We start from the raw sequence: 19,294 nt of genomic DNA, 5'->3' as shown, positions 1-19,294 counted from the left end.
ATGAAATATAGGGAGGTGATTTCAATGATCAATCCTGTAAAGGACAAACTCAGAAGCGGGGAAAGGGTACTTGGAAGTTTCATTGGATTTTATTCTCCAAACTTCATCGAAATGATGGGGTACGCCGGATTTGATTTCGTTGTCATAGATGATGAACATGGTCCCTTCAGTCCTTCTGAATTAGAAAACATGATCCGGACAGCTGAATCAGTGGATATGGTCCCCATTGTGAGAGTCTCCTACGATCCGTCCAGTATCCAGAAGGCCTTGGATAGAGGGGCTAAAGGGGTACAAGTACCGATGGTCAATTCAAAGGAAGATGCCATAAAGGCTGTGAAAAGGGCGAAATTCCCCCCTTTAGGAACCAGGGGTGTCGCTTATTCACACAGGGCAGCGCGCTATGGAAATGAAGGGGGGAAGGCATTCTTAGATAGCTCCGATGAAAACATATTAGTCATTCCACATATAGAAACCCTTGAAGCGGTGGAGAATATTGAGGAGATTATGGGTGTTGAAGGTATCGATGCTATTTTCATCGGTACCACTGACCTATCGGTTGATATGGGGTTTAAAGGAGAAGGTGCTAAGCATCCAGAAGTACAAGGAGTACTTCGAACATTATATGGGCAAGCTTCAGAAAAAAACGTTGTGATTGGAACTGTTGCTGCTGATTGTACCGGAGCGCAACAAGCTTTTGATCAAGGGGCAAATTACGTGGGGGTTGTTGCAAATTCAGTTATTCTTACTGCGCTTCAGGGAGTGGTAGAAGGTACTGAAAGAGTGAGAAATTGAATAGTTCCATGAGCTGTATAAATGGAAAAGTATTCAATTAAAGAAAGTAAAAGCCTTTCCGTTATGGAAAGGTTTTTTCATTATATTTTTTCAAAAGAGGAGAAAGTAGGGTGGAATCCTGTCGCGAATATTTTGAATTTTCCACCCAATATAGGTACTATATTGATAGTGGGAAAAATTGTGAAAAGGGGGCAACGTGTTGGAGAGTACTTTAATTAAAGCAGATGATTATGTGACGTTATGGGGAATTATAGTAGTGTGGGCTTCGGCGAGCATCTTTTTAGAGCAGCGCTACAGTTGGGCGGCGAAGATTTCTGGTGCAATTATTGCGCTGATAGGTGCCATTATTCTATCCAATACCGGAATTATTCCTACAGCTTCCCCGGTTTATGATGCAGTATGGACATTTATCATACCCCTCGCCATTCCGCTGCTGCTTTTTCATGTGAACTTTAAAAGGATCTGGCAGGAAAGCGGACGGCTGCTGATTCTTTTTTTGATCAGCTCCATCGGTACGGTTGCAGGGGTGATCATCAGCTTCTTTTTATTGAAGGATCATATACCGGTCCTTGATAAAATTGGCGCGATGCTTAGTGCATCTTATGTTGGCGGCGGGGTGAACTTTGCAGCTATGGCAGCAAAATTCGAAGCGCCTGGGGAAATGGTTTCTTCCGCAGTCGTCGCAGACAATTTAATGATGGCTATTTATTTCATCGTTCTGATGATGATTCCGGCCATGGGCTTTTTCAGAAGACGCTTTAATGCACCGCATGTGGAAAAAGTGGAGAGCGGAAGAATGAAAGAAGAGGGAAAGACACTTGCGGAAAGCTTTTGGGAGCGAAAGGACATATCTCTGAAGGATATTGCATTGTCTGTAGGGACTGCCTTCCTGCTCGTGATGGTTTCGTTTAAAATCGCAGAATTCCTGGACGGATTGATTCCTTCCGGTGAAGAGACTTCTTTCTTTTTGAATTTGCTGAATGGATTGTTCGGCGACAAGTACTTAGTGTTGACGACATTGACATTCCTGGCACTTGCCCTGTTTCCTAAGTATTTTGAATCGATTAATGGAAGCCAGGAAATCGGTACGTTCCTCATTTACTTGTTCTTTGTGGTTATTGGCATTCCGGCATCGATCCCGCTCATTGTTCAAAATGCTCCGCTGCTGCTCTTCTTTGTGTTCATTATTGTCGTAGTGAACCTGGCCGTGTCACTGACTGCTGGAAAGCTATTAAACTATGACCTTGAAGAAATCCTTCTAGCCAGCAATGCCAATGTCGGAGGGCCGACAACTGCTGCAGCCATGGCCATTGCAAAAGGGTGGAAAGACCTAATTGGGCCGATACTTGTTGTCGGCACTTTAGGTTACATCATCGGCAACTATATCGGAACTACTCTCGGACTGTGGTTTTCCGGTTTTATGTAAATGAAGCTGCCCGCTTGTTCTTTGCGGGCTTTTATCATTTTTATGACCGCAAAAGATCAGTTTTGTTCCCCTTAGGTTAACAGAATAAATCAAGCAAGAACTTGAAGGAAGATACAACATCAATTTTCCCCTTCCACTATGGGACAAAGTTATGTAAATAAAGACTATTGAAGTAAGCGGACGGGTATAGGAAACGCAAGAGCCGCGCGTCTCTCGTTTTAACTACACTGAGATTATATTCTGTAAGAAAGGCGGAGCTTTCATGAAAATTTACTCAATCGGGCACTCGACGCACTCCAAAGAACAATTTCTGAACATGCTTGATGCCGTAGAAATCGAATATATAGCGGATATCCGAGCTTTTCCCGCCAGTCGAAAACACCCTCAATTCAAGAAGGAGAACATGGGAGAGTGGCTGGGTGAAGCAGGAGTAGAATACCGTCATTTCCCGAAGCTCGGGGGCAGGAGGCGTTTGTCGGGGGGGGGATTGGTGAAGGCCTGAACGCCGGCTGGAACAACCGATCGTTTCACAATTATGCAGATTACACGATGACGGAGGAGTTCAAGGATGGACTTGAAGAGTTGAAGGAGGCAGCGGCTGAGACCAAATTGGCGTATATGTGCTCGGAACGCCACCCGGCCAGGTGCCACCGCCTGTTGATCAGCAACGTGCTGAAAGCAAATGGCTGGGATGTCTCCCACATCATCGATGATTCTGACGGAAAGGCCGAAGTGATCAGTCACGAACTCGGTCAATGGGGAGCCTTGCCGATCATTGAAGAAGATGGGACAGTCGTGTATCCGGGGCTGAATGGATAGTATGGAGTGGGTACGATGCCCACTTTACCCTTCCCCTTTTACTTGTTATGAACCACATTCTGGGTTCACAACATCTATCAGAAAATGAGCTAAGAACCATCCTGAGTTCACCCATAAAGAAGGGTAATATCACCTATTCATATCAAAATCTCTACATATTGCCTGAAATGTCGACCGTTAATACTTTTATCCGGGAAGAAGACGGACACGCCCCATTGCCGGAGCAGCACGTGTCGAAGAATGGAAACTACTATACTACTATACTACCAAGGGAGGTAATGTTTATGTTCCGTGCCATAATGGCAAAGTTACTGCGTCTCTTTTCTCATCCATCCAACAAAACACCTATGATCCCCCGGCAGGATGTACAAACGAAAAAAGATGTGTTAGTTGAAACATCTGTCGGGCCCACTTACATTTCCTTCTATTATCCTTTGGCAGCAAAAAAGAAAAAACTCCCTGTCTATATCAACTTCCATGGCGGGGCGTTCATCATGAATGATAAGGAATTGGATGATCCTTATTGCCGTTACCTGGCGAATCAGGCCGAATGTGTTGTTCTGAATGTCGAATATGGCAAAGCACCCGAGTATCCTTTTCCGAAAGCCATTGAACAGGGCTATGAAATCATTCAATGGGTGAAGGGAAGAGCGGAGGAGTTGGGCATTGAGGCAGAAAAGGTCATGGTTGGCGGACAAAGCTCAGGTGGAAATATTGCTGCAGCCCTTTGCCTCTACCTTGAAGAGAAGGGGGACGAGCAGCCCCTGCTTCAAGTGCTATCGTGCCCTATGCTGGATTTTGTCACCCCTCATGCTGAGAAGCCGGAACCAGACAAGTGGCGTTCCCGTTTTCCCAAGGCAGCCCATTTTATCCATATGTGTTACGTCCCAGAGAAGGGACAAGCGGGGCATCTTCTCGCTTCCCCTGTCCGTGCCGAGGTTAGCGGCCGCTTAGCCTCAGCCTTGATTCTAATAGCTGAGTCTGATGCATTCAGGCCGGAAGCCGAAAGTTATGCGGAGAAATTAAAAGCAGCAGGGGTGAGCGTTCAAAAGGCGATATTCAGGGGCTGTTCCCATGCGTTTACCCATCTGGGACCAAAAGAAAGAGCAGAAGAGGCCTGGCGAATGATCGCAGGGAAAATCAAAGCTGTGGCTGAAGCCCCTCCATATTGAACCATGACCCAAAACACATTCACGTTTTTTCTTAGAGGCATTGAGGGTATAAGATAAGTGCAAAGGATACAGACTTGATGTATTGGAAAAAGCAGGCCAAACCGGGTCTAGTTCCATGATCCAGAGATGGGTAAGGAAGAGCTTGATTTGAAACTGGCACAAGGACAGGCGGATGTTGAATGTGTTTTAGATAAACATACATACTCCAATCAAGATTTCGGAACAGGAGGAACGGTAACCATTGAAAAATAAAACGGTACTTATCATTGGAGGCGGACTCGGCGGGGTGTCGGCTGCCATTACACTCGCACAGGCGGGATACGAAGTTTCCTTATATGAAAAAAACGATCATATTGGAGGGAAGTTAAACCGGCTCGAGCAAGACGGTTTTGGGTTTGATCTTGGCCCATCCATTTTGACGATGCCGCAGATCTTTGAGAGATTGTTTGCGGCCAGTGGAAAATCCATGAAGGATTATGTTCAGATTGAAAGGCTGGATCATCAATGGCGTTCCTTCTTCCCCGATGGAAATGTCATAGACTTATATGAAAATATGAACGACATGCGAGAGAAGAACGCCTCTCTCAGTGAAAAGGACATTCGTGAATATCAACGTCTGCTGGAGCATTCGAAGACCCATTACGATATGACGGATAAAACCTTATTTAAAGGTGCGGATACGGCAAGAGGAATCGTCAAGCAGGCGGGACTGTTCAGTGTTATGAAAAACATTGACTTGTTATCCACGGTACATAAATCCCTCGATAAGCGGATCAGTCATAAGCAATTTCGCGATATGCTCTCTTATTTTATCAAGTATGTCGGTTCGTCTCCTTACGATGCGCCGGCAGTGATGAATATGATGATATACATGCAGCATGATCAGGGAGCATGGTATGTTCCCGGCGGATTGCACAAGCTCGCGGACGGTCTTGTAAAGCTGGCAGAAGAAGTGGGGGTAACCTTCCATCTTGGAAGGCAGATCGTCAAGCTAGACAAGAAGGATGGCGACATTACCGGAGCCGTTTTGGAAGACGGGACACGGGTGACGGCAGATCATTATGTTTCCAATATGGAAGTCATACCGGTTTACGAGCGATTACTGGAGGAAGACAGCGATTATATTAATAAATTAAAAAAGAAATTCGAACCGGCAAGCTCCGGCCTCGTCATGCACCTGGGTGTGAAGAAGAATTATCCGCAGCTGCGTCATCATAATTTCTTTTTCGCGGAAAATATGAAGGAACAAATGGAATCGATCTTCCACCGCCATGAACTGCCGGACGATCCGGTCATTTATCTCGTCAATGTCAATAAGACCGATCCGACACAGGCCCCTCGAGGACATGAAAATATCAAAGTGCTGCCTCATATTCCTTTTATCCGGGATGAAAATCCGTATACTCAGGAGGACTATGAACAATTCGCTGAGCGGGTGCTGATCAAGCTGGAGAAAATGGGCCTCGATGGCTTGCGTGAAAACATTGTCACCAGGGATATGTGGACACCTGAAGATATCAGGCGCACGTATGGCTCCGACCGAGGGGCGATTTATGGGACGGTGTCAGACAGTAAGAAGAATAAAGGCTTGAAACATCCGAAGCAGAGTGAACGCTACGACAACCTCTATTTCGTCGGTGGGACGGTGAACCCCGGCGGAGGAATGCCGATGGTTACCTTAAGCGGCCAGCTTGTAGGCGAGAAAATTGTGGAGAGGGATTCTGGATAATAAAGGGGTGATGTCATGATCGTCTCACTTCCTGAACATTGGATCATATTCATTGATGTGATTGCCTGGACGTTCTTTCATCTCTTCATTTCAAGCATGTGCTTGAAACTGCCGTTGACGTGGTTCCTGAAAGACCACTTCTTGTTCCGGACGTTCCCTTTTGAACAGTCCGGAGCATTGTGGCAGCGTTTATTCCGGGTAAAGAAGTGGAAGGGACTTATTCTGGACGGTACGATTTTTTTCAAAAAGGGATACAGTAAAAAGGGGTTGCATGGAACGAAGTCGAAGGACTTGATCGTATTTGCGGCGGAAACGAAACGCGCGGAATTCACCCATTGGCTCTCCATTCTCCCTGCTCCGCTGTTCTTCATATGGAATCCCGTATGGGCAGGATGGGTGATGATCCTGTATGCCCTTGTCTTCAACCTTCCGATTATTGTTGTTCAGCGCTACAATCGCGGGCGTATATCGGCCATTACGTCAGGACTTGGGAAGAAATGAAGCAGACTACTGTAAGGAAATGCAGCTACATAAAGGTCTAACGAGGATTGTCACGTTTGTGAGTTTTAGAGGAAGGAGGCAGATTAAATGACGGCTTCAGAAGTGATCAATCTCATCCTGGGTTTCCTAGGGATTATCATTGGCATCATCATGTTTTGGTCCTTGCCGGTTCCAAGATTCACTTCGAGAAATACGGCGGGGTTGCCGTTTCTGTCCATCATTATCCCTGCCAGGAATGAAGAAGGCAGGATTTCCCCGTTATTGATGTCATTACAGGAACAGCAATTCAAGGGATTTGAAATTCTGTTGGTGGATGACGATTCTTCGGACCGGACCGTTGAGGTCGCAGAAAGCTACGGTGTCACGGTCCTGCAGAATAAAGGGGCAGGAAAATCGTCTGCCTGCTGGCGCGGTGCCAAGGAGGCGAAAGGGAGCTGGCTGCTGTTCCTGGATGCCGATACCCGATTCACCAGTGTGGATGGATTACGTAATCTTTTGCATTTCTACGAGAGGAAAGGAGCCAGGGGTATCCTCGCCTTGCAGCCCTATCACACAGTGGAGCGTGTGTATGAACATCTCTCTATTGTCTTTAACATCATCGTCGTGGTGGGCATGAATTTATTCACCGTCTGGGGATCCCGGTTCAAAGCCGCCGGATCGTTCGGTCCATGCATTCTATGTAATCGTGACGATTACTTCTTATCTGGTGGGCATGAGAAAATCGAGGGGGCCATCATGGATGATCTGGCACTGGGAGAGGCCTTTCTTGATCAGAACCTTCCCGTTCGCTGCCTGAGCGGCAGAGGGATCATTTCGTTCCGCATGTATCCGGAAGGTTTGGGAAGCCTTATCGAAGGCTGGTGCAAAAGTTTTGCCGTTGGTTCCAAGTCCACTCATCCCGTCGTCATGTTGATGGTCATCCTCTGGATTACCGGAAGTTTAACCACCGCGTCTTCATTGATCTCTTCGATTATGGAGGAGAGAACCGCCCCTATGATCGTCAATGGGGCATTGTATATCCTCTATTTCGTTCAAACAGCATGGTTTGCCCGCAGGGTCGGGGATTTCAGGTGGGTGTATTTTCCTTTTTATCCGTTGCTGTTTGTATTCTTCGCAGTGATTTTCCTTTATTCTTTCATCCGGGTGAATATTTTTCATTCTGTGAAATGGAAGGGGCGTAAGATAAAGGTGTGAAGGGTTTAGAGCTTCTTTTCTATCTGAAAGGGTGGACCAATGGAATGGTCTCCGCGCTTCTCGAAAAACAAAATTGCAAACTAGAAAAAACGCGTCCCCACGCGTTTTTTTCTTATGCCCAAAACAACAAATCAACAAATTTTTGCGCCATGGAGACAGGTCCCTTGGCTAAGGGTTAAATGATGAAAAGGGGGAGGGATTGGGATGTTGGTTACGGAGTACGCGAAGAACGTGTCAGAGTTTCAGATTGATAGTTTGAAGGTGTAAGGGGTGTTGATGAGTCTTTTGGGTGAAGCATACTGGCGGTTCGGCTTGATGAAAAAGAAGCACGAAAACCGTCCTCAATTAATCAAGGATATTAAACCCATATTGAAGTGGGAGTGCAGAGCGATCGGGGGCAACCTGAGTGGATCGCTCTTTTTCTGTACACTTATAAGGTCAAGGAGACAGGTACCATAGCCCCTTTTGTATATAAGCCATGGTACTTGTCCCCTTGGTTCTTTTTTCGTCCAAGCATTACATTAAATTCATCATACTATTATATTAAATATTGTTTTTAGAGGTGATGAAATGTATAAAAAAAACCGAATCCAGTGTGATCCGAATCGTATACTCCCTCCTGAGGGGTGTGACTTTTACCCTCCTCCACCGGGACCACCGGGACCACCAGGACCACCAGGACCGCCGGGACCACAAGGACCAACTGGACCACAAGGACCACAAGGACCACAAGGACCAGCTGGACCAGAAGGACCTGAGGGACCACAAGGACCGGCTGGTACTCCCGTTTTAACAGGAGTGGGATCACCAACCTGCGATATTGGTAATGATGGAGATCTATATATTGATATATCCACAGGTAATACTTTTTATAAGCAACAACAACCTGTTCCTCCCACAACAAGGACGATACCTCCTCCAACAGGGAATACCCTGCTGGTAGGCTCCACTCGACCATTTACCACGATCCAAGCTGCTTTAACTGCGGCAGTAAATGGGGATCGATTATTACTAGACGCTGAAACCTTTACGATAAATTCCACGATAAATGTAAACAAGTCGGTAACGATAGAGGGGCAAGGAAAAGGCGCAACGATCGTGGATACCACGAATAATACTGTAACTACCATGTTTAATGTCACCGTATCGAATGTGGTCTTCCAAAACATGTCCATCATTCAAGATTTCGTATCAATAGCATCCATTGAGTCCATCATAAGAGTGGGTAATTTGTCAGCTACCGGAATTTATGTCGATAATTGTGAACTCTCTGTATGTGAGTTCGGTATTTCACTGATTGCCTCTGAATTCCAGATCACCAATTGTGACTTTAATTATGCACCGGCTGCGGCGCTTAACAATAATTATCGGTATATCAGTATTTCTTCTACTTCAGGGCAGAGTATCATTGACACCAATACGTTTGTCTCTGATTCAGGGGCTGTCAGGTGCAGCTTCATCATTATTACGAATATAGCAGCCAGTTCAGGTACACTAAAGGGAGATTTGGTCATAAGGAATAATACACAATTGACCTCCCCCTTTACGCTGCGTCACCTTCTTCTCATGGAAGAATTTACAGGTGAGAATTTTGGATTGTATATCATCGATAATACGACCATCAGTGAAGGAAATGTTCCTGTCTTACTGTTTGGGCCCAACTTGAATATTTTTAAATTTTTAGCTTTTTATGGAAATACCGTTCAAAATACTGCAGGGAAAGGACTCGCTGGAATCGATAACAACTATTTGGGCAGCACAGAGGTTTTCAGTACGGGTAATACCATTGTAAATGAATCTTTCACTGCGGGATGGGCATCTGCGACTGATCCGGCAAGCTTTATCGTCGGATATAATTCAGCCGTTATTCCAGTACCGCCTAATCTGCCGCTAAATCCTTGTTATTGGTTATTGTTGAGTGAATTTATTTAGAGAGGGACTGCTTCTTGGTTTAAGTAGTTCAGTTTTTGTGAGGAATATAAGAAATAACATATCAATTTAAAGACCAAATCGCATAGTGATTTGGTTTTTTTCTTTTAATTGGACAACCATTTAAAGGAATGAAAAATTTCGTGCAATTCATCAAGCCTAAGAATAATAATGCTGATAAAGTCGATTGGCAAATTTCTGAACAAGTTCGTGAAATTGTGAAGAATTATACGGTATACTGCGAATATAGAGAGTGTGAAGTAGTGGATATGTTCTCAAAGGCGAAGAATTTCTTAAATGGGTTGATGGCATACGTAACAATAAAACAATGAGAAGAAAAATGGTTGAGAGGATGTCATGGAAGGACAAAAACTTGACTAAATTACACAGATTGGTGATTGCTGATAAAGTTTACAATATAAACGGTATAATTTATAGTAAATAGATTAATGTGGACAAAAGGGAAACAAGGTTTCCTTCACAACCTAAGATGGGCTAAACCTGAATTTTATATGGAGTGTAAAATGATAATTAAAAACAATTTCAAGTATTATGTAGAACAACTTTTATTGACTTTAATACCGATTTTAATCTTTAACATAGGATTACCACATCTTTTACCTATTTTAAAAGTAGTTGGTTCCACTGTGTTCTTACTTATTTTAGTCATAGCGATGGCAGCTCTTGCTACTGGGAAAAGAGGATTTATCCAAGCTATCAGGGTAATATCTATCGTCAACTTTTTAGCTGTATTGGCCATGTTTCTTACATTCTATATCAGCAGTTTCCTTGTACTGACTGACGCAATCGGTTTCGAGAATTTCCTTAGACAAAACATTTCAACTGCTAAATATATATATTTTGCTATATGCTTTGCACAACCAATCATTTTACCTTTACCAGAAATGGTTACAGTGGTTGCGGCCAGTGCAGCATTAGGTTCGTTCACGGCTTTTATTCTCGGCTTTTTTGGAACAATACTGGGGATTATAACGATGTTCTTTGTTTCGAGATTTGGTGGAATGAAGATAGTGAAAAGACTTGTCAACGAGAAACATTTGGAGAAGTACCATCTATATGTTCAAAAGAACGAATTACTTATTCTTGCGTTACTTTTCATTATTCCAATTTTACCTGATGAAATTATTTGTGTGGGTGCAGGTGTTAGTGGCGTTAGTGTTAAGAGGTTTTTAAGCGTTGCTATTTTTTCCAAAATAGTTACATCCTTCTCGCTTGCATATTCGATTGAATTAGCTTCTGCTCTTTCCTTAACTGCATCACAATTAATGGTTTTTGTTTCGGCTGCTGCTTTACTTTTATTTGGTATTGGGATGTTGATCAAAAAAGTGTTGAATAAAAACGGTTAATTCAATTCGATTTGTACTCTGGAAAGGCATTTTCTCCACACAAATACACAAAGCGCATCTATCATTGAACATCACAATAAAGCCATTCTCATGGAATAGTGAGAATGGCTCTATTCATACTGAGACTATGGTTGATCCCTTGGCTTACAGAATCGTCTACGATCGGCCAGGTGCCTCATGAATTTTCACTTGCAGCGGATCAGGTATTTTAGGTTTTTCATTGTGGAAAGTCTAACAAAAGAAAAATCGAAGAAATGAAGTGTGGATCATGGTGAGAGGGAACGAAGAGTAGGTATAGGGGAACCGTCATTACTATTATATCGAGATATGACGATTACCCTTCAGCTCGATTCTCGAGGGTGAAAACCCGTTTATCAATATCTGTGATTCTTGTGTTCAGATAATGAAAGTCCGTTTCAGAACGTTGGTTACCTACTTTTAACAAAGCAATGACATCTTCTGTTTGTGAAACTTCGATTCTGTTAACCGTTTCCTTTATCTCTTTTAAGTCACTTCTGAACTCCTTCATATTTCCATCGAGTCCTTGCACATTACTTTCAAGTCCTTGCATATTTTGGCCGAGTCCCTGCACATTACTGTCAAGTCCTTGCATTTTTTGGCCGAGTCCTTGCACATTACTTTCAAGTCCTTGCATATTACCTTCGAGTCCTACCATTCTTCCATCGAGCGCTTTCATATTACGGTCAAGCTCTTTCAAGTTTTGGTCGAACACCTTCATGTTCCGTTGAATATCGGATAACATGTTTATGATTTGCTTTTCCATTTTATCACCTCCCTCATACAATTATAATGGAAATGAATCGATGATACTACCCTGATATTTTGTGAACTTGCAAGCCAAGTAACAGGTACCTGAGTCCACAAATAGACGATAGTATAAGGGTGCCGACGGAAGCACGAGAACCGTCCCCACGCTTCCAAACAAATGATATATATAACTATTTCCTCCTACCTCTACATGCTACGATTTAAGCAGATTTTTAGTTTATGAGAGTAGGTGCATGTATGAAGAATGGTTTAAAGGTTGGCTTTATGGTGGGGGCGATTTCCGGTGTGGCAGCGATCGTGGTGTATTACTTGCTATGCTTTGTGTTAGACGTTACATTTGAAAAGATAACACCCGGGTCGATCCTCTTTATGTCGATTGTCGTGAATATGATCGGGGCAGTGATTTATATGAAATTAAAGAAACAAACGACGAGACCACGATGGATGTATGCTTTCATCACGATTGGGGTGGCACTGGCCCTTTCCCTATTTGATTGGGCGTTTCCTGCAGAGCCTGGCATAGCAGGTGTAGCGAATACGTTACATGGATTTGTGGCTACTCTTTCCATTGCATGGCTTCCGGGCTGGATGGATAGGACGGTCAGAAGAACAAAAGCTTGAGATGTAAGAATACGTATGAGGAGAGGGGGATGACCGATGCCATCTATCGTCAAATTTAACTGGTCAAGGCTGCTCATTATTCCTTCTTTCTATATGCTGCTTCTGCCTTTTGGAGATAAGTGGTATGGGTATGTTCTTTTTCTATTGCTTGCCCTTGCCTTTTGGAGAAGCACCTCACACGTAAAATATCGTGAACTAGGCATAGTAATGCAGCATATGTGTGTGATGGTATTGATCGTCCTCTTTAACCCGTGGAATATCTGGTTCGGACTATACCCTTCTATTGTGACCGGATTCCTTCCCTCGTTTACACGGATCACGGTCTATACTGGATCGATGGTCGCCTTTTATATCGCTTCCGTATGGTATCATGTTGAATTTGACTTAGGAACACAGGATTTGTCCTGGATCCCAATCCTCATCCTTCTCATTGGGTTGCCGTATTTCCTCCGTAATCAACAGATATCGAATCAAATGAAATCAGAGCTTCTGGGGGCAAATGAAGAAATTGCACGACTGATCAAAATAGAGGAAAGAGAACGGATTGCCAGGGACCTTCACGATACGCTTGGTCATACATTATCCCTGTTAACGTTGAAAGGTGAACTGGTGGAGCAGCTCATACGGCGAAATCCTGATGAAGCGATCCAGGAGGTACGCGAGCTTCAACACATTTCCAGAAATACGTTGATTCAAGTGCGGAAATTGGTCAGTGATATGCAGTCTGTCCGACTATCAGAAGAAGTGGTTCAGGCATCGCAATTCCTTCAATCAGCAGGTATAGATGCACATCTGAATTCGTTGGATTTAGAGAAAATACCCCTCGTGAATGGCAAAATACTCGGTTTGTGTCTTCGGGAATGTGTGACCAATATCGTGAAGCATAGTCAAGCTGCAAACTGCTGGATGACCATTCATGAAAATAGTGACTCGTTCATCCTGGAGATTGAAGATGATGGAGTAGGCATGGAAAGTGTGAATAGAACCCATGAGGGGAGCGGTTTGATGGGGATGAAAGAGCGCCTCCGTATGATTGAAGGCACGTTACATTGGAAATCCAATGCCGACCGGGGGATGAACATAACCATCTCTGTACCGAAAATCGAAAAACCATTTAGTGAATAGAGGTGAAAGCATGAGAATCGTAATCGCAGAAGATCAAGGTATGGTGAGAGGCGCTTTCGGAAAGCTATTATCCTTAGAACCTGATATAGAACTGGTGGGTGAAGCTGAAAATGGGGACGAAGCCTTGCGCCTAATAAGAGAGAAGTCACCCGACATTGCCATCGTAGATATTGAAATGCCCATCGTGAGCGGCCTTGAAGCGGCGGAGACATTGAAAGACGAAGGGCATCCTTGTCGCATTGTGATTGTGACAACCTTTGCACGAAGTGGTTACTTGCAACGAGCGATCCAGGCAGGGGTCTATGGCTATCTCCTGAAAGATTCCCCCGTTTCCCAATTGGCTGTGAATTTACGAACCATCCAAACAGGTCAAAAAGTATTCAGTCCGCAACTCTCCCACTCGATGTTCGAAGAAATGAATCCGCTTACGAAAAGGGAACAAGACATCCTACGCCATCTCGAGGAAGGATATTCCGTAGGCGAAATGAGTAAACTCTTATATCTTTCTCCTCCCACCATACGAAATTACATCTCTGAAATCATCCAAAAAGTAGAAGCGAAAAATCGTCTCGATGCGGTGATGATTGCGAGGATGAAGGGGTGGATTGGTTCTGGGGCGGGGAATGAATAGCCCAATTGAAGATGAAAACGACTTACCCTGGACAGGAAGAGCAATGATTTGGCTCTTCTTTTTATTATTTCTTTCAATGAAAATAGTGATCCATGTAGAATTTTGCTTATGTGGTGATGGGTTAAACCCAGATGATTTAACTAAACGCCTTGTAATTGGTTGCCTTGCTCCCCAGCATGGTAAATCTTTAACGTAGCGGGGGCAGGCAACGCTTTTCATACTTCCTGGGATACTTTCTCGTATTCCCGCCTCTCCACATTTTTCTACCTTTTTACCCCACCCATTCTATGGTAAATTTAGTAGAATAGTAGTTTCACTTTTCAAACAATAGAATCCTATTCTGCATTAACCTTGGAGGCACTATGTTTTTCTCACTTCGCAACCGATTATTTATGATTTTCACCTTGCTGCTGACCTTTCCCTTTCTCGTTCTATCGATTCTCATTCCCAACTGGTTTACGTCGATCATGGAAGAACGTACGACGGGTTCGACGATTGAAATGATGGAGCAGTATTCGCTGTATATTGATTCAATCACGTCACAGGCAGAGGATTTAGGAAAGCAGGTACTGGTGAACCCAACGACTCAGGAATGGATCAAGTCCGAGGAGGATGAAAGGGCGGCAACAGATGCTGAACGTCTTTTGATGAAGAACCAGTTAAAGGCGGAGTTATCTTCGATGATGATCAACAATTCCAAGTCGATGTCCGCATCGGTTTACCTGAACGATGGGACCGGGACTGCCGGGAATCTTCCTCCTCTGGAGAAAACCATTTGGTTCGATGAATTCTATAAAGACGATCAACGCTGGCTTCGATCCCATAATGATCTGATGGCGGATCAGGTGAACAGTTACCTTCTGCCACTCTTTGATATCAATACTCTTGATTTATCCGGGGTGATCAAGGTAAATTTTCCATCGTCCCTTCTTGAGAATGCCTTAAGCAAGATCAAGCTGGGTGAGAACGGGAGAGTCTATCTCCTGGACAGCCTCGGAAGAAATGTGCTGACGGGCAGCGTCGATACACCGGAGAATGTAGTAAAGGAAAGCTTAAAGACTATTAAGACAGAGACGAACAGCTCGGGATTAATAGAGGTCCCTTTCGAGAAAGAAGAGTATATGATTTTCTATCAGAAGGCAAAGGTAGGAGAATGGGTGCTGGTCAGTGAAATTACCAAGTCCGAACTGTTCTCTCAGGTTAATGAGCTTCAGAGGAATCTCCTTTTGACGAGTGGATGGATATTCTTATTGACGATCATGGCGTCTTATCTCTTTTCTTCTACCATCGTAAAGCCTTTGGGGAAATTGACCGGTGCCATGAAGCTTGTTGAAAAGGGAGAATTTAAGAAAGCGAAGCAATTGATTCCTTCCATTAAGACAGCGAATGATGAGATTGGTTATGTGGTGGATGTGTTCGGCCAGACGGCCAACCACCTCGATACCCTGATTGAAACAGAATATGAAGCCAACATACGCAGGAGGGATGCGGAATACAAGGCACTGCTACTGCAAATCAATCCCCATTTCTTAAATAATACCTTGGAAACCATCGGTGGTCTCGCAGCTCAAGGGAAGAACAAAGAGGTGATCGATGTCACGATCCATTTGGGGAGGATCATGCGATATTCCCTCAATACGGAATCTGACATGGTGACCCTCGGGGAAGAAATGACCTATATACGGAGGTTTATGGAAATTCTGAAGCTGCGATATGAAGAGGCGCTTTCCGTTTCCATTCAGGAGGATCCTGCAGCCTCTCCGCTCCCGATCATTAAGTTCGTTATCCAGCCACTCGTGGAGAATTCGGTTAAATATAGTTTCATAGAGAAAACGGAGGCCGTTCTTCGTATTTCGACGAAGAAAGTGAATGACTGGGTGGAGATTGTGATTGAGGATAATGGAATCGGGATCCCTGAGTCTATTGTGGAAGAATTGAAGCGTGACCACGGTCCTCATGAATCCAGTCATGTACTGGAAAGCAAAGGACGAAGCATCGGACTTAAAAATGTCCTGGGGCGTTTAAAGCTGTATTACGGAGAAAATTTCACCTATCATATTTCATCAAAAGAGTATCAAGGTACAACCATTGTCTTACGCATAAAAAGTGGAGAGGGGGATCTTCATGCTGAAGGTGATTCTGGTCGATGATGAAATTCAAATCCGAAGAGGGTTGAAGTGGAAAGTGGACTGGGAAGAAGAAGGCTTTGTTATTGCCGGCGAAGCCTCCAATGGCAAGGAAGCGTTACAGGTTATCGAAGAAGTGATGCCTGATGTTGTCCTGACCGATGTCAGGATGCCGGTCTTGGATGGAATGCAGCTTGTGAAAGCGTTATCGGGTAAGTATCCTGATATCAAGGTGATCGTCCTGTCGGGATACGCGGATTTCGAATATGTACGTTCCTCTTTGGTCGAAGGAGTGAAGGATTATCTGCTTAAGCCCGTCGATCCCGAGGAATTGACGGCTGCCCTCAGGAAGATCAGGGGCGAGATTGAAGCGGAGAAGCAGAGAAGAATGGAAACGGTCAGAATGAACCAGTTCCACGCCGAGGAAATGAGAGAGCAGTACCTGCTTCATTTGGTGAAGGATGAATGGGCAGGGAAGAATATTTCCGGGGAGAGACTGAGTCAGCTGAAGCTTGATGTGCTGGCAGGTGAGGACACGGTTGTTCAGTTCATCACCGTAGAGATTCGAAGTAGTGACCCCGAACAGGTTAGGGATTTGTTTCTGCCCTTCAGGATGTTGTGCCGGGAATTATCCTATGAGCATGAAGGAATCATGTCCTTCTACGACACGAGCTATCAGAATATGATTCATTTCTTATGTTTACAAAACACGGGAGGGAATTCAATCCATACTTTTGTTCAGGAACTGCAACGGAATGTCAGCAGCTATCTGAATGTTGAAACGGTCATTGGGGTGGGGAAAGTAGTCATTGGTTTATCTCAATTAAAGAACGGATACATATCCTCCCTTCTCTCCTGGAGCCAAAGTTCCGCTGATGCCACGTCCCAATTCATTGACGGGTCAACGAGTAAACAGACGGTGGAATTCACTGACGATGTGGAATGGAAGTTGTCAAACAGCATGGAGCAGGGCGATTATGAGACTTTCAAGAAACATCTACTGACTACCCTTGCTGAATGCGACCGGCAATCGGTGATGTCTTATTCCTTTGCAGCCAGCCGGGTGCTCTTTATGCTTGGATCAATGGCAAGGAAATATGATCTGTACACCGATGATTTAGAGAAGAAGATGTGGAATTGTCAATTGGGTATATGGGAACTGACTTCCCGGTACCGGGTGAAAGGACAACTGCTGGACCTTTCAAGAATGATTGCGGATAAGGTGAGTGAAACCCGGCATTCCTCTAATGGAATTGCCATCGTGGAAAATGTAAGGCGATATATGGACAAGCATTACACCAATGAAATTTCACTCTCCTCCCTTGCTGATCAATTCCATATCAACTCGGCCTATTTATCGGAGATGTTCAAAGAACTGGTAGGACAGAATTTCAGTGATTATCTCGTCAACCTCCGAATGGACAAAGCCCGTACCCTGTTGATGGATGAACAGTTAAAGATCATCGAGATTGCACATCTTGTCGGCTATTCCAATTCCGGCTATTTCAGCACTGTATTCAAGAAGCGATTTGGGCTAAAGCCACTTGATTACAGGAAATCCATGACAGTGGATAAGGGGGAGGCACGATGAAGTATAAGTTAACTGCCATCTATGTACTGGCTGCGCTACTCATGTTGACAGCAGGGATCTACAGCATCTTCACTTTTACCTCATTCCAGGAAACCAGCAGAGATAAGGACGGAGAAAAGCTGGATGAACAAGCCCAGATCCAACTGACATTCTGGAGAAACAAGGGGACAGAACTTGAGAATCAGGCGTATGAAGAGCTGGTGGCAGACTTTAATAAGGAGCATCCCGCGATCGAAGTGGAGATGGTCCCCATCCCTTATGGGGATTATGAGTTGAAGCTTAGAACTGAGATGGCAGCAGGTGACCCACCTGATATTTTGACAATCGATACGCCGACTCTTGCCCTTTATGCAAGTGCGGGTGGTCTTCTGTCTTTGGATGATTATATGAGACAAGATGGTCATATTGAGGATCTCGCAACCCCTACGTTGAAGGGGATCACATACGAGGATGAAATCTATTTATCACCGATTGCAGAATCAAGTGTGGCTCTCTTTTATAACATCCATTTGTTTGAAAAAGCAGGGGTTCCCCTCCCTTCCAAAAATCCACATGACCCGCTGACTTGGGATGAGGTTCTCGAGGCTGCTAAGAAAATCTCTGCTTTAGCAACTGACATCACGGGAATAGACCCGGGCCAGGGATTTCCGGATGGGGAGTCGCCATCCTACTTCAAGATGCCTATCCTTTGGCAATTTGGCGGAGATGTACTGGATCCGGGCAATCAGACAGCGAGTGGTTATTTGAACTCCCCGGCTTCATTAAGAGCACTACAGTTTTATCAGGATCTCTATCAGAAACACCGGGTAGCCAAGGTTGAACTCCCCGAGGAAGCATTGGAGACCGATAGGCTCGGTATGACGGTCCTCGGTTCCTGGATGGTGGAGAGTCTCAGTATGATGAACCCTGATTTCCGGCTGGGTGAGGATTTCGGGATTACCGCCCTGCCGAAAGGGAGCGAACAGGCGGTTCCAAACGGAGGGTGGTCCCTCGGGATTTCGTCTGAAACTGACTATCCCGATGAAGCATGGGAGTTTATCCAGTATGTCACCAGCTTTGAAGGTGCAAAGAAGTATGTGGAGATCACCGGGGATGTTCCGGCTCGTTATTCTGTTGCAGAAGCCTTTCCCGAGTTCAATGAGTATCCGAAGAATATTTTCGTGGAACAGGCACAAAAGTACTCAAGGAATCGACCGATCACCCCAGCCTATCCTGTCGTGAGCGAAGCAGTCAAAGCGCTATTTGAAGATGTGGGTATCGGAGGGAAGGATGTCAAAACTTCGGCAGAAGAAGCGGTCAAAAAGATCAATGAAGAACTGAATGATTTGGAATAAAAACCTTTGGCAGCTGCCAGAGGTTTTTTTTGTGTGCAGTAAACTTCCAAAAAATTTAAACTGTTTCATCCGAAAATAGTAAACGTTTTCATTCCGGGATTCTAGTAAAGTGAACTCAACGGACATCCTCACCTAAATGGGGAGGATC

The 19,294-nt window shown here is 44.5% G+C and carries 19 protein-coding genes and 1 pseudogene; 19 read left to right on the top strand and 1 reads right to left on the bottom strand.

Annotation, left to right across the window (positions count from 1 at the left end; translation table 11 throughout):
• Positions 1-24: 24 nt before the first annotated feature.
• The 12 genes and pseudogenes from RSX31_RS11715 (at position 25) to RSX31_RS11660 (ending at position 10,929) form a co-directional block, all read left to right on the top strand.
• Complete coding sequence (locus tag RSX31_RS11715; protein ID WP_315634644.1) at positions 25-792, top strand: HpcH/HpaI aldolase family protein; 768 nt, start codon at positions 25-27, stop codon at positions 790-792.
• Positions 793-991: 199 nt separating this feature from the next.
• Positions 992-2,218 carry a DUF819 family protein gene (locus tag RSX31_RS11710; protein WP_315634643.1) on the top strand — a complete coding sequence of 409 codons (1,227 nt, stop codon included), beginning with the start codon at positions 992-994 and terminating at the stop codon, positions 2,216-2,218.
• Positions 2,219-2,480: 262 nt separating this feature from the next.
• Positions 2,481-2,720, top strand: a complete 240-nt coding sequence (locus RSX31_RS11705) for a DUF488 domain-containing protein (protein WP_315634642.1) — start codon at positions 2,481-2,483, stop codon at positions 2,718-2,720.
• Positions 2,721-2,767: 47 nt separating this feature from the next.
• Positions 2,768-2,833: pseudogene (locus RSX31_RS11700) on the top strand (hypothetical protein); the annotation flags it as partial.
• A 42-nt stretch (positions 2,834-2,875) separates the two neighbouring features.
• Positions 2,876-3,037, top strand: a complete 162-nt coding sequence (locus RSX31_RS11695) for a hypothetical protein (RefSeq protein ID WP_315634955.1) — start codon at positions 2,876-2,878, stop codon at positions 3,035-3,037.
• 284 nt (positions 3,038-3,321) lie between these two features.
• Positions 3,322-4,209 carry an alpha/beta hydrolase gene (locus RSX31_RS11690; protein ID WP_315634641.1) on the top strand — a complete coding sequence of 296 codons (888 nt, stop codon included), beginning with the start codon at positions 3,322-3,324 and terminating at the stop codon, positions 4,207-4,209.
• Positions 4,210-4,450: 241 nt separating this feature from the next.
• Positions 4,451-5,938, top strand: a complete 1,488-nt coding sequence (locus tag RSX31_RS11685; RefSeq protein ID WP_315634640.1) for a phytoene desaturase family protein — start codon at positions 4,451-4,453, stop codon at positions 5,936-5,938.
• A 15-nt stretch (positions 5,939-5,953) separates the two neighbouring features.
• Positions 5,954-6,439, top strand: coding sequence for a glycosyl-4,4'-diaponeurosporenoate acyltransferase CrtO family protein (locus RSX31_RS11680; RefSeq protein ID WP_315634639.1), 486 nt, complete (start codon positions 5,954-5,956; stop codon positions 6,437-6,439).
• A gap of 87 nt (positions 6,440-6,526) precedes the next feature.
• A complete protein-coding gene (locus tag RSX31_RS11675) occupies positions 6,527-7,633 on the top strand; it encodes a glycosyltransferase (protein ID WP_315634638.1) in 1,107 nt (368 codons plus the stop codon).
• Between the two features lie 570 nt (positions 7,634-8,203).
• Entirely contained in the window at positions 8,204-9,565 is a 1,362-nt protein-coding gene (locus RSX31_RS11670; RefSeq protein WP_315634637.1) for a right-handed parallel beta-helix repeat-containing protein, read from the top strand.
• A gap of 140 nt (positions 9,566-9,705) precedes the next feature.
• Positions 9,706-9,894 (top strand): hypothetical protein, encoded by a 189-nt coding sequence (locus RSX31_RS11665; protein ID WP_315634636.1) that lies wholly within the window; start codon positions 9,706-9,708, stop codon positions 9,892-9,894.
• 192 nt (positions 9,895-10,086) lie between these two features.
• Complete coding sequence (locus RSX31_RS11660) at positions 10,087-10,929, top strand: TVP38/TMEM64 family protein (RefSeq protein ID WP_315634635.1); 843 nt, start codon at positions 10,087-10,089, stop codon at positions 10,927-10,929.
• Between the two features lie 334 nt (positions 10,930-11,263).
• Here the strand turns inward: RSX31_RS11660 and RSX31_RS11655 are convergent, their stop codons facing one another.
• Complete coding sequence (locus RSX31_RS11655; protein ID WP_315634634.1) at positions 11,264-11,713, bottom strand: hypothetical protein; 450 nt, start codon at positions 11,711-11,713, stop codon at positions 11,264-11,266.
• 242 nt (positions 11,714-11,955) lie between these two features.
• Here RSX31_RS11655 and RSX31_RS11650 point away from each other — a divergent pair, with 242 nt between their 5' ends.
• From RSX31_RS11650 to RSX31_RS11620, 7 genes are all read left to right on the top strand, one after another.
• Positions 11,956-12,339 carry a hypothetical protein gene (locus tag RSX31_RS11650; protein WP_315634633.1) on the top strand — a complete coding sequence of 128 codons (384 nt, stop codon included), beginning with the start codon at positions 11,956-11,958 and terminating at the stop codon, positions 12,337-12,339.
• A gap of 36 nt (positions 12,340-12,375) precedes the next feature.
• Positions 12,376-13,464, top strand: coding sequence for a sensor histidine kinase (locus tag RSX31_RS11645; protein WP_315634632.1), 1,089 nt, complete (start codon positions 12,376-12,378; stop codon positions 13,462-13,464).
• Positions 13,465-13,474: 10 nt separating this feature from the next.
• Positions 13,475-14,095: a response regulator transcription factor gene (locus RSX31_RS11640; RefSeq protein WP_315634631.1), complete on the top strand. Its 621-nt coding sequence runs from the start codon at positions 13,475-13,477 to the stop codon at positions 14,093-14,095.
• Positions 14,088-14,291, top strand: coding sequence for a hypothetical protein (locus tag RSX31_RS11635; RefSeq protein WP_315634630.1), 204 nt, complete (start codon positions 14,088-14,090; stop codon positions 14,289-14,291). Before RSX31_RS11640 ends, RSX31_RS11635 begins: the two co-directional genes overlap by 8 nt.
• Before the next feature lie 166 nt (positions 14,292-14,457).
• On the top strand, positions 14,458-16,245 hold the full coding sequence (locus RSX31_RS11630) for a sensor histidine kinase (RefSeq protein ID WP_315634629.1): 1,788 nt from the start codon (positions 14,458-14,460) through the stop codon (positions 16,243-16,245).
• Positions 16,220-17,812, top strand: a complete 1,593-nt coding sequence (locus RSX31_RS11625) for a response regulator transcription factor (RefSeq protein WP_315634628.1) — start codon at positions 16,220-16,222, stop codon at positions 17,810-17,812. The genes RSX31_RS11630 and RSX31_RS11625 overlap by 26 nt, the downstream gene beginning before the upstream one ends.
• Positions 17,809-19,146: an ABC transporter substrate-binding protein gene (locus RSX31_RS11620; RefSeq protein WP_315634627.1), complete on the top strand. Its 1,338-nt coding sequence runs from the start codon at positions 17,809-17,811 to the stop codon at positions 19,144-19,146. The genes RSX31_RS11625 and RSX31_RS11620 overlap by 4 nt, the downstream gene beginning before the upstream one ends.
• The last annotated feature ends 148 nt before the right edge of the window (positions 19,147-19,294 follow it).

This window comes from Rossellomorea yichunensis, assembly GCF_032337515.1.
Classification (GTDB): Bacteria; Bacillota; Bacilli; order Bacillales; family Bacillaceae_B; genus Rossellomorea; species Rossellomorea yichunensis.
This window is presented reverse-complemented; position numbering and strand designations above follow the sequence as displayed.